The 10,852-nt window shown below is 51.8% G+C and carries 15 protein-coding genes and 1 tRNA gene; 8 read left to right on the forward strand and 8 right to left on the reverse strand.

Annotated features, from left to right (window positions below):
• Positions 1–18 precede the first annotated feature (18 nt).
• From FZX13_RS01150 to FZX13_RS01165, 4 genes are all read left to right on the forward strand, one after another.
• Positions 19–91, forward strand: a tRNA-Ala gene (locus FZX13_RS01150).
• A 297-nt stretch (positions 92–388) separates the two neighbouring features.
• Positions 389–631 (forward strand): hypothetical protein, encoded by a 243-nt coding sequence (locus FZX13_RS01155; protein WP_226406530.1) that lies wholly within the window; start codon positions 389–391, stop codon positions 629–631.
• A 172-nt stretch (positions 632–803) separates the two neighbouring features.
• Positions 804–962, forward strand: coding sequence for a DUF1651 domain-containing protein (locus FZX13_RS01160; RefSeq protein WP_370630787.1), 159 nt, complete (start codon positions 804–806; stop codon positions 960–962).
• 6 nt (positions 963–968) lie between these two features.
• Positions 969–1,427 carry an aromatic acid exporter family protein gene (locus FZX13_RS01165; protein WP_226406534.1) on the forward strand — a complete coding sequence of 153 codons (459 nt, stop codon included), beginning with the start codon at positions 969–971 and terminating at the stop codon, positions 1,425–1,427.
• Between the two features lie 823 nt (positions 1,428–2,250).
• Here FZX13_RS01165 and FZX13_RS01170 read toward each other — a convergent pair.
• A complete protein-coding gene (locus tag FZX13_RS01170; protein ID WP_115093588.1) occupies positions 2,251–2,619 on the reverse strand; it encodes a DUF1622 domain-containing protein in 369 nt (122 codons plus the stop codon).
• A 233-nt stretch (positions 2,620–2,852) separates the two neighbouring features.
• On the opposite strand from FZX13_RS01170, the gene FZX13_RS01175 reads away from it, so the two are divergent.
• The 3 genes from FZX13_RS01175 to FZX13_RS01185 all read left to right on the forward strand — a co-directional run bounded on the left by FZX13_RS01175 (position 2,853) and on the right by FZX13_RS01185 (position 4,095).
• Positions 2,853–3,029 carry a hypothetical protein gene (locus tag FZX13_RS01175; protein ID WP_170952131.1) on the forward strand — a complete coding sequence of 59 codons (177 nt, stop codon included), beginning with the start codon at positions 2,853–2,855 and terminating at the stop codon, positions 3,027–3,029.
• Between the two features lie 191 nt (positions 3,030–3,220).
• Entirely contained in the window at positions 3,221–3,484 is a 264-nt protein-coding gene (locus FZX13_RS01180; RefSeq protein WP_115024281.1) for a hypothetical protein, read from the forward strand.
• 263 nt (positions 3,485–3,747) lie between these two features.
• Positions 3,748–4,095, forward strand: a complete 348-nt coding sequence (locus tag FZX13_RS01185) for a hypothetical protein (RefSeq protein ID WP_226406536.1) — start codon at positions 3,748–3,750, stop codon at positions 4,093–4,095.
• A gap of 205 nt (positions 4,096–4,300) precedes the next feature.
• On the opposite strand, the gene FZX13_RS01190 is transcribed toward FZX13_RS01185, so the two are convergent.
• Positions 4,301–4,576, reverse strand: a complete 276-nt coding sequence (locus tag FZX13_RS01190; protein WP_226406538.1) for a hypothetical protein — start codon at positions 4,574–4,576, stop codon at positions 4,301–4,303.
• A 310-nt stretch (positions 4,577–4,886) separates the two neighbouring features.
• Between FZX13_RS01190 and FZX13_RS01195 the strand changes: the two genes are divergently transcribed.
• The gene (locus FZX13_RS01195) at positions 4,887–6,017 is read left to right on the forward strand and encodes an acyltransferase (protein ID WP_226406540.1); all 1,131 of its coding nucleotides are present in this window, start codon (positions 4,887–4,889) and stop codon (positions 6,015–6,017) included.
• A 110-nt stretch (positions 6,018–6,127) separates the two neighbouring features.
• On the opposite strand, the gene FZX13_RS01200 is transcribed toward FZX13_RS01195, so the two are convergent.
• The 6 genes from FZX13_RS01200 to gloB all read right to left on the reverse strand — a co-directional run bounded on the left by FZX13_RS01200 (position 6,128) and on the right by gloB (position 10,850).
• A complete protein-coding gene (locus FZX13_RS01200) occupies positions 6,128–7,006 on the reverse strand; it encodes an LOG family protein (protein ID WP_226406542.1) in 879 nt (292 codons plus the stop codon).
• A gap of 31 nt (positions 7,007–7,037) precedes the next feature.
• Positions 7,038–8,426, reverse strand: a complete 1,389-nt coding sequence (locus tag FZX13_RS01205) for a PhoH family protein (protein WP_226406544.1) — start codon at positions 8,424–8,426, stop codon at positions 7,038–7,040.
• A gap of 373 nt (positions 8,427–8,799) precedes the next feature.
• Entirely contained in the window at positions 8,800–9,054 is a 255-nt protein-coding gene (locus tag FZX13_RS01210; protein WP_226406546.1) for a hypothetical protein, read from the reverse strand.
• 316 nt (positions 9,055–9,370) lie between these two features.
• Entirely contained in the window at positions 9,371–9,598 is a 228-nt protein-coding gene (locus FZX13_RS01215) for a DUF3136 domain-containing protein (protein ID WP_115023604.1), read from the reverse strand.
• A 45-nt stretch (positions 9,599–9,643) separates the two neighbouring features.
• Positions 9,644–10,036, reverse strand: coding sequence for a RidA family protein (locus tag FZX13_RS01220; RefSeq protein ID WP_226406548.1), 393 nt, complete (start codon positions 10,034–10,036; stop codon positions 9,644–9,646).
• Between the two features lie 28 nt (positions 10,037–10,064).
• Positions 10,065–10,850: a hydroxyacylglutathione hydrolase gene (gene gloB / locus FZX13_RS01225; protein ID WP_226406550.1), complete on the reverse strand. Its 786-nt coding sequence runs from the start codon at positions 10,848–10,850 to the stop codon at positions 10,065–10,067.
• Positions 10,851–10,852: the final 2 nt, after the last annotated feature.

The following is a 10,852-nucleotide window of genomic DNA, read 5'->3' on the forward strand; positions in this document are numbered from 1 at the left end:
AAGCTTCCACGTCGCAATGGGGCCATAGCTCAGCTGGTAGAGCACCTGCATGGCATGCAGGGGGTCAGGAGTTCGAATCTCCTTGGCTCCACTAGGTTTTCACTGAGTGGATCAACCCAAGTAGAGCAAAAGCTAGAGCAAACCAGCTCTAGCGTCTAATTGCTCTACCTCCACCCGTACGGACTCCAGGATTAGATCCCTCTGGAGTCAGTGGAGCCCCCGTGCCCATCGTTGAGATGGCAGCGCTCAGATCGTGCTCAGCCAGGCAGGTGCAGCATCTCGCGATCGTCAGGTGCTCTGCCCACATCAATGGTTTCATCGCACCAGATCATTGTGCCGAAGGTCTTAGACAGACTCCACCCCATGCCGAACAAGGACCGCACCACAGATGCATCCACTCGAACTGTTCGATCGCTTTCGTCGCTGGTTTGGCTGGGTTATGCCAGGCAGTCAGCTATGGGATCGCAATCCTGAGCAGGTGGCCCCGGATCGCTCTGATGACTGGCTATTGGAGCCCGCGAGCCTGGAAGAGGCTCGTTTGTTGTTCCCTCAGTTGGATGAGGAGCGGGCCTTGCTTCGCTACCAGCAACTCCGCCTGGAAATGAGGGAACGTGACGGGCGCGGTTTTTGATCGCCCAGCCAACTTGCTTCTCACATGAGTGTTCACTGCTGGCCAGACTTCAGCGGATGCCAAGTAAGGACCGCGCCACCAACCATCACCGCCCGGTTTTTCCGGCGGTAAGGGTTGGCTGGTGAGTCCTGAGCAACAGCTGCTTTGTCAGTTCAAGGCCGACTCAGCAACGGTGCATGCGCAGTGGCTTGCGGTGCGCCACGATCGCTGGGTTCCACCACGCCCACCAGTGCCGCAAACCCGCAGGCGAATGCTCAGGCACAACGCCATCGAGGCGTGGGACAAGATGCTCAAAACAGGCTTGCCATGGTGCACACCATCAATGCGCTAGGTATCCATGCAATCTTTTATCAGCAGCCCAATTCAAACGGCGGTCGCTGCAGTCGTCTCAATGGGCTTAGCTCAAGCTCTTCATTTGCCAGACCCTTATTGGGCGCCCATCTCCGCAATCGTTTGTTCTTTAGATGCTTTTGAAGGCGCTGCTGCTACAGCCCGTCGTCGTCTTGTAGGCACTCTCATTGGCGTTTTTCTGGCGGCGCTGCAAGTTAGTTTTACGGCATACAACCTTATCAATTACGGTCTGGCTATCGCTTTGCTTGGGTTGCTATGTCGTGCTGCAGGGCTGCACCCAAGCTCACTACGATTTGGCGCCATAGCCTTAACGGTGGTCGTCAGCGATCCAGACAAATCTGTGGTGTGGTTTACAGCTGCTGCAAGATTTGTCGATGTTGCGCTTGGGATAGCGGTTGCTCTTTTTGTGGTTAAAGCCTGGCCCAAAAGTAGCAAGCAAGATTAATGAACAACAAGCGTGTTGTCGCAAACATCATGTCTAGATGATCAAGTACCCACTAAGAACAGCAATTGGAGCAGTTTTGGTCTTGGTATTAGCCCAGACTTATTGTTCGTTCATGACCCCTTGGATTGCTCTCCTGTTTCTGCTTTGGGTGCTCGGAGGAAGCAAACTCACCTGATGTTGACAATAGGCTGGTGACAATGCGCAGCACTAGTCGAGTAATGCTGTGCTTGCTGTTCTGGATGAGAAGAGGAACCAGTTCTCGCAATAGCGCCTTATGGTTGTTGATAACCATTGGATCGAGCTTTTGGGAACTTCCAAATACAGGATGACTTCGACCAAGAACCAGCGCTGTTCGAATCAGGTACTGGTCAACTGACCAGTGCTTTGGGCACTAAAAAGCCCCCTCACCAATTTGGGGAGGAGAAGCCCTGAAACCAGGTAGAACAACTGCCCGAATGGGGGAGATGGATGCCAGCTGGATCTGTGAGGGTTGGTTCAGAGAGAACAAGACCAATGATCATGATTGACATCGTCATTGCGGGTGCCATCTGGACCAAGGTCATAGCTCTTACTTGCAAATGTATTGCTGATGTCTATTCAGCTTTGTTGGGAAGCCTTAAGCCTGCTGACGGCGTCTATGAAGCAGGCTTAAGGCTATAGAAAACCCGTCGTAGAAAAGCAGGAGGAGTTGTGATTGTCGCTATCCATCTCCCGACAAAACCTCTCACACTTCAGCCATTCAGCAATAGTGGGGTTTTTGGGTTATCCATTTGAGGGATATGGCTGTCTAAATTACCCCTTAGTTGGATGGTTTTTATTCCATTTATGTGGTTTGCTTTTTCTCTTGGAGTTCAAGGCTAAGAAAATAATTCAAAAATGTTCGCACTACTGCCACAGCGCCCAGTGCAATCAAGTCGGATGCTTCCCGGCTGATTGTGGTTTGCACCACATCAGCTCCAAGTTGAAACTCAAGTGCCAAAGCAAGCCATCCGCCAAACGTCAAGCGGGCTGCTGTCAATGGTCCACGCTGTAAAAGATGAGGGGGGAGGTGCCGCCGAAGGATGCTCCGAAGTGGTCCACGTGAACTGAATACTGCAATCAGGCCAACGCCAACACAGAGAACGGAGAGGTACTCAAGGATTAAGCGTAATACGTCAGCTGTATGTGTCAGCAGATGTTCAAACCATTCCATTCGCTGAGACTTTTTGTGTGTATGATTTTCAATTCAATGGTAGTAATTGATTATGAAATTTCAATAGCTAATCCTGTAGTTGTAGTACGGCTTAAGAAGACTGGGCGCGACACGTGGGCTACATATCCCTCGACTGGTGGGTGGTGCTCCTGACATCAGGCACAACAATGGCTCGAATGGGGGAGGTGCTGCCATGCCATTTCGGCGACCTTGTCGTCAGATGAATTGAATTGATGAAAGGTCTACATCGCACTGTTGCTGCTGGTTTTGTCGGTGGTCTGGCAGGTGCCCTTATGGGCGCGACCGCTTTTCTTGCGGTGAATGGGCTGATGCCTTCGACTGTTGAGGCCCAGCAGCGCAATCCCGCAGGACAGGGCTACTACCAACGCGCTAATCCAGCAGGGGAGTGACGCGCCTGGGCAATCCATCCTGATAACGCTGAACTGACTCCGCTCCATTGGGTGCAGGTTCCCTCCGGCGGGAACTTCCAAAGACACCATCCCCCCTGCTTTGGGTTCACTGCCGTCAGGCAGAACAATCAACCGGTGCGGGCTAGCTTCTACGACAAGCAGCGATTCTCACCACAAGACAGAGCCAGCAAATGGAATCGGTAATCAACGAAATCGAGTTCGACTTCGACCAGACCGTCAGCATCCGAACTGACGTGAAGCTGAGCAAAGACGATGTGAAGCAGATCGTCTCAGAAGCTCCTGAAGAGACGCTGGAGGAGATCGTTTACCAAAGTCTGGTGACCGACGAGTTGTACCTAAGGGCAAGAGCAAAGGAGATCGTCGCCAAGTTGAAGCAAGAAGACCTGGACGTGAACAGGATCGAGTATTGGGACGACGAAGGAAACAAGGTCTGAGCCTGCAAGCGCCTGAAGCCAACAAAACTCTCAGCGGAGCCTCAGAACAAATCTGAAGAATCCTCTTTAAGTGGCAGTGGACGAAAACCCCAACCCAGGAGACCTCTCTTCCCTCCTGGGTTTTTTTATTGCTTACCCACCTAGGGGAACCCTCAAGGCAGTCACGTTTGTTCCATGTCTAAAGACACCCGCATTGCCCTTTCGCTGCTGGGCGACCTGGTCGCCAGTGTCCACGCTGCGATTGATTGGAAGCACACCCACCCATGCCCTTGGACACGATGATTCGCACAACACTGGCCGCTGCAGCCATCGCCATCACCGCCCTGGTTGCAGCACCAGCCCGTGCCGACACTGCTGATGTCTGGTGTTTTACCCAGGAGACAGGTTTCTCACCGACTGAACTGAAGGAATGCGGCTTCAGCCAACGACAAGGCAACGTCAGGGTCTATCGCGACAATGTCGCTTACTTCTTCGCTGCTGACCAGCAGGGCAAGAGCTACGAACGCATCGCCGAGGAAGGTGGACTGATCTTCAAGTCACCCAGGGGGCAACTGCGTGTGTTCTGGGAACGCCCCTGCAACAAATGGAACGGTTGCGCCGGTGGTGTTTAGATCCAAGCCCCAATCCATCGAAGGCTTGTCGATGAGAATGATCTTTTCTGGGGGCGCGCAAAGACCTTGGGGAGCCAGTGGTGGAGAAGCTTTTACTGGACTGGCTTTACCCGTTCCTGACGCACGAAGATCAGACAGGTTGCTGGGTTGCCACCTGGGAGTGAGGCTCTAACCGGTATGGAGATCTGGTTGCTTTCAACATTCCTCAACCGCATCCTTCTTGGTAACGGTTCCATTCATCGATCAGCAGCTCGGGTTTGCCCATAAATGGCGCTGTTACTGCTGTAGCACCAACAACAGCGATGACGGTAAGACACTTCTTATCGCTATTTCTCAACCTGTAGGCATATTGATCGGCTGACTCTGCCGCCGTTTTGCAATTCATCTCACTTGGATTTGATATGCACTTCATAACAGCTTGCTCGAAGTGATCCTTTACGCGTGCGTGAGCAGCAGTACTCCCGACCAGCAGGAGGGCCATAAGGTGTGGCAGATATTTCATTGATGGTTTGTTGATGCGGAAAGTTTGACCCGGGTCCCCGCAGGCCCGCATCCCTCAACTGGTGGATGGGACTGCTGAAATTGGGTAAAAAACACCCCCGGATTTGGCAGTTGTTCGCAGGCCGTAGCCGCGACGGAGGATTCGAGGGGCGTTGCACTGCCATACAAAAGCATTCAATGACACATATTGGCTTCATTACTCACTCACTTCTCAGGTAGGTATCACCCATATGGGGGAGCAATAACCTGGTATCCCTGGTGAAACTAGATCTATAACCGTTCGACAATCAATGACTGTGAAGCGTTCGCTTTATCTGGATCAAATCAAGGCAGTGGTGGTTGCTCTCGTCATTGCACTCCATGTCCCAATAGCTTTTGGAGGGGGTATTGGCTGGCTTGGCGTTCGCATTCCTGTTGAGGATTCTGTTGGTCCATTCTTCAAAGGATTTTTCACCTGGTACATGTATGCGATAAATTCTTTCATCATGCCGATGATGTTTTTGATCTCTGGATATTTCGTTCCTCGCTCAGTGCATAAGAAGGGAGTGGTGCACTATTTGAAAGACCGCCTCTTTCGGCTGGGTGTTCCCTTCTTGGTTGGCATGCTGTTGATTAACAACAGCTTACTTCTGCTCAGCAGGCTCTCGCCGGCCAGCCCTTTTGCGAAATTGCCATTGAGTAATCTTCCTTTTAATACCGTAATTGTGTTGTGGTTCTTAGTCGTTCTGTTTGCTTTTGATTTGCTTTATTGTGCCTGGGTGGCGCTGAGAGGAGATCAATATGCAGTCGATACATCTGTTTCCACGCCAAGGATCCGTTCATGGTTGATCAGTGCCGTGGTTCTAGGGTCTCTTGAAGTGGTGATGACAACGCAAACCGAACTCTGGTCTGCTTTAGTGAAGTCACCTTTAAATGGTCTGGGCGCACAAGGAATGCACATTTTTACATATGCATTCTTGTTTTTTGCGGGATGTAAGGCATCGTTCCATCGCTGGTTTGAGAGGCTCGACACTCATCTTGTTGTGAAGTGGTTCCGCTTTTCCATGTTTTTAATCCTATGTTTCCTTGGCCTTGCCCTGACTCTGTCATTTAATCCTGGCCTTGTGGATAAGCCGGCAAGATTAGTCTTTCTTGGTAAATTCTTCCATCCCTTCATCGCATGGGGAATTCTCTCCTATCTAATCTTGTGGTTCCAGCGCAATGAAGATCGCTTTGGCCAATGGTTGGCAACCGCTGGGGTTAATAGCTATGGAGCGTATGTTATTCATTCATTGATTCTTGTTGGGGTTTTGATGGCAATTGGTTTTATCGGAATCAACCCTTGGCTCATTGCAATATCTGCAACGGTCGTGACGACGATTGTTTCGTTCGCTCTTGCTGGTCAGCTCAGACGTATTCCAGCTGTGGCGAGAGTGCTTTGAAGGCCGTAGTTAGGCCTTGGCTTGAATTGATAAGAGCAAGGCACTGTTTGTCTCTATCCATCTCCCGATAAAGCCTCACACGCTTCACTCCGTCAGCAATGGCGGGGCTTTTATTGTCTGGCTGATGCCGTGTGGCTTCGTATGTAGTCCCAGGCCTCTTCTGGAGTGTCAGAAAAATGAATTAATTTCAAGTCATCACCTGAAATCAAGCCTGTCTCAGCGAGGTATTCAAAATCAACAAGCCGCTTCCAGAAGTCTTTACCAAAGAGGACAATTGGCATGCTTCCTTTTGTACCAACTTGTCTCAAGGTGAGTAGCTCAAACAGTTCATCCAGCGTGCCAAATCCACCTGGAAAGAGAATGGCTCCAATAGATCGCATCACAAAATGGAATTTTCGAAGAGAGAAATAATTGAAATTAAAGCAAAGGTCTGGAGTGATGTAGGGATTTGGGTGTTGTTCAAATGGTAGGGAGATGTTGAGTCCGATCGATCGGCATCCGGCTTCAAAGGCGCCACGGTTCGCTGCTTCCATGATTCCTGGCCCACCGCCGGTCACGATCACGTGTGATGAGCATCCATGGTCGTTTTCTTTGTTGCCTTGGCCATGCTGAGATGCTAAGCGGGCGAATTCACGGGCTGAATCGTAAAAACGAGATAGCTCCACTAACTGTTGATGATGAATCACCTGTCTTTTTAAGCTTGAAGATCCTGGATTTTTACTCAGGTGTTGTTCTGCTTCCTTGAGTCGCTGTGTTGCAGTTTCTCTATCGATAATTCTGGCTCCACCAAAAACAATGATGGTTGATTCAATGCCGGCTGTTTGTAGATGAAGATCTGGTTTGGTGATCTCAAGCAGCATTCTCACGCCTCGCATGGCCCTGCTGTTCAGTAATTCTGGATCTTCATGGGCGATTTTGTAGGTTGTTGATTTTAGAATGGCATCCAGATTGGTTTGCTCGGGTTTTGAGTAATTAGCAAATTGAGTCATGGTGATGAGTTCTTGGTTATGTCGTTATGAATCAGAGGATATTTGCGGCCAGCTCAGCAAGTTCACTGCGCTCTCCCTTCGTGAGGGTCATGTGTCCCACGAGGGGCTGATCTTTGAGCTTTTCGACCAGCCATGTGAGCCCGTTGCTTTCCGCATCGACATAGGGGTTGTCGATTTGATAGGGATCACCGGTGAAGACAACCTTTGTGCCCTCGCCCACCCTCGTGACGATGGTCTTCACTTCCAGGGGAGTTAGGTTTTGCGCCTCATCCACCACCAGGAACTGATTGGGAATCGATCGCCCTCGAATGGTGTTGATGGCTTCAACCTCCAGTAAGCCCATGCCTTGGAGGTCTGCCCAGGCGTTACGTGGCTCTCGCTGCTTTTGTCTTTTCGTCTGTTCAGCGGCATCGCCAGGTGAAGTGCCGGTGATGAAGTCAATGTTGTCGATGATCGGCTTCATCCATGGACCAAGTTTTTCTTCAAGTGTTCCCGGCAGGTAGCCAATGTCTTTCCCGAGTGAGATCGGCGGGCGCGTCACCAATAATCGTGCGTATTGATGGGTATCAGCGACCTGGTGTAAACCAGCTGCCAGGGCCAACAATGTTTTGCCTGTTCCTGCCTTGCCCACCAAGGTCACCAGAGCGATGGATGGATCGAGCAGCAAATCCAGCGCGAAGCTTTGCTCTCGGTTCCGCGCCTTGATCCGCCCCAAATGGGCGCGATTCAGCCAGTGCAGAGGTTTGAGGGTGTTGCTGTTGCCTTGAAGACGGGCAAGCAGGGTGTGGCTGTCGTTGTGCTGATCCACCATCACTACGCCTTCATTGGCTTGGAGATGTTGTTCTTCGCTATCTGTTACTGCTGCGAGAGAGAGTTGATCCTCGTCATGCAGTGTCTTCATCGTTTGAGCATCTGTGCTGAGCTCACGGAATCCCGTGTATAAATCGTCGATGGAGACGTTGTCGTTGATGTAGTCCTCGGCTTGTAATCCCACCGCATCAGCCTTGATCCTCAGATTGATGTCTTTGCTGATCAGCACAACCTCAGGTGCCTCTTTCAGCCCACTGCATCGCATCTGCTCCAAGGCCACCGCGAGGATGTTGTTGTCGCCGCCGCCAACCCCCAGCTCTGGAGGTAATTCTTTGAGGGCATTAGTTTGACAGAAAATCACTTGCAGCATTCCCTTGTTAGTGCCTTCAATCAGCACGCCATCAGCAAGGCTTCCTCGCTGTCGATAGGAATCCAAGAGTCTTGCAATCCTGCGGGCATTCCTTCCTTTCTCAGAGTGATCTTTTTTGAATCGATCAATTTCTTCGACCACCTGCATTGGAATGACGACTCTCAAGTTTCCAAAGCGGTGTGGAGCTTCGGGGTCATGGAGCAGCACATTGGTGTCGAGAACAACAACTTTTCCTTTCATTGATTTTCACCATGGAGATTTATTTGGAATTAGATCAAGTATTGGCGAGCTTAGTTTTTCTGATTTGTTTTCCGTATTTTTGCTGGTTCTAGGCAATGCCTTGCTTTGCATGATGGGTCTTGAGTTTCTCTTTTCTGGTTCTTAGAGAAAGATTGACTCCGCCTGCTTTTGGATTGGCTCGTGACGCATAAGCCTCTTGAAAAGTGATTGTAGTTTTCCTCATCTTTCTTTTTTTCGGCTGTATCTTCTCTACTCCTTTCGCGTTTGAATGCAATAGGTACTTTACCTTTGCCGTTACAAAAGCAGGCTGTCTTCCGTTTCGGCCAGTTATTCGCTTGGCTTCTTTTTGATTTTTTCTGGTGCCACCGATGGTTCAGGTGTTGGCCTTTTTGTTCTGCTTTTGGTTATCTGATATTTGAGTGCTTTCATATCGATGATCTGTTGCATTGAAATCTGTATTCATGCCGATGAATCGAAGCGATCTTGAGTTCTGAGGCATCGAGCTTTCAGGATGTTGCTGTCTCGGATCTCGGCCATCTCGCCAAGGGGTGAACAACAGGAAATTGCCGGCCACCAGGCCAGCCGTCACGATCACCGCGGCAAGCTGCTCGAGCTTTTCAATGGTCATCCCTGCATTGTCATGCTCTCCCTTCGCTGAGAGCAGTTTTCGATCAAGGATGGTGAAGCTGGCCCACTAAGGGTGACATCTCACCTGTTTCCTGGTCGGTGCTCAGCCCTGCCTGCAGTTCCAGGCACAGGGCAGCTCCCAGCATCACCATTGTCACGGCAAGCCACTGACTGAACCTGAACTGCCGTTTTGGTTTGCGAAAAATACAGCGGGTCATTCCCAGGACCTTGCTTCTCACCCTGGTTTAACTGTGTTTTTCGCTTGAAAATGAAGCGTTCGCCTAGTGATGTATGGGAAACCTCTGATTTGATCAGTTTCAGGTTTCCTGAGGCTTTTCCAGATCGCGGCGGATCAGGGCCAGCAGGTAGGAGGGTGATTTGTAACGGGTTGGGAGGCAGCGGTTCAGGGTTTCAAGATGTCCCCAGCAGACGGTGCGTTCAATGTCTTGAGCTGTTTTCCCTTGCTGGAGGAGGCGCCTCAGCGCCTTGCAATACATCGGATAGCCCGCCTCTAATTCACCGATGGTGAGTTTCGCCTGAGGCATAGGACCACTGAAGCCATTTCCAACCTATGCCCCCGTGGGTCAGGCTCAGCTTCCAAGCCATGCGACACAGTCGATTTCCACCCTTGCTCCCTTGGGTAGTGCTGCCACTTGAACGCAGGCCCGTGCTGGGCTGACCCCGCTCCCAAACACGTCGGCATAGATGCCGTTGACGGTCTGAAAGTCGCTGAGGTCTGCCAGGAACACCGTTGTGCGAACCACTTGTTTCGGCGTGGCTCCGGCCTCTTTTAAGACAGCGACTAGGTTCTTCAGCACCTGATGCGTTTCCGCGGCGACATCACCGTTTCCCACCATCTCCCCAGTGGTTGGATCAAGCGGAATCTGCCCAGAGCAGTAGAGCCACTCGCCGGCAAGGACGGCTTGGTTGTAGGGCCCAACCGGTGCAGGCGCGTCTTGAGTGGTGATGGCCTTGGCGCTCATGGGGTGGTTCTTCACGCGATCACCATGATCATCGCCGTTGGTGATCCCGTTCTTCGCGTTGGGGCGTCCCCGGTCTCCACTGATCCTTCCGTGTGCGCAGCACCCCCAACTCGGTGGCTGTTTTGGCTTGCAGGAACAGGTTGGTGCGACGTTCTACACCGATGCTGCTCGGAAGACTGAGGGCGCCTTTTGAACGAAGGGTTCGCACCTCCTGCAAGCGGTCAGCCAGAACCGTTTCCTCAGGGCGTTGCTCAACGGCCCATTGCAGGTTGGCCTCTGTGTATTCATGGGCGCAACAAACCTTGGTCTCGTCAGGGAGGCTGGCCAGCTTTTGCAGGGCTTCATGCATCTGTTCAGCGGTGCCTTCGAACAGGCGGCCGCAGCCTGCTCCGAACAAGGTGTCACCGCAGAACAAGACGGGGCCCATGGCCTCGTCTTGCAGGTTCGGAGTGAAAAAAGCGATGTGGGCCCTGGTGTGGGCGGCGACATCCATGACGTCCACCTGCTCTCCCAGCACGGTGAGCTGGTCACCATCCCCCACCGGCATGGTTTGGAAAGGAATCCGCTCCCGGTCAGCTCTGGATGCAATGACCTCGGCTTTGGGCCAACGCTTCAGCAGATCCGGTGTTCCTCCGATGTGGTCGGAATGGTGATGGGTCTGCAGCACAGCGGCCAGTGTCAACTGTCGTTGCTCCAGCCAGTCACGCACCGGAGAGGCGATGGCGGGGTCGATCACAACGGCCTCCGCTCCCTTCACCCAGACCCAGATCACGTTGTCTTGCAGCACAGGCAGGGCATGAAGTGAGGAATGCATCG

Origin of the sequence: Synechococcus sp. MU1625 (genome assembly GCF_020514205.1) — a bacterium.
Classification (GTDB): domain Bacteria; phylum Cyanobacteriota; class Cyanobacteriia; order PCC-6307; family Cyanobiaceae; genus Parasynechococcus.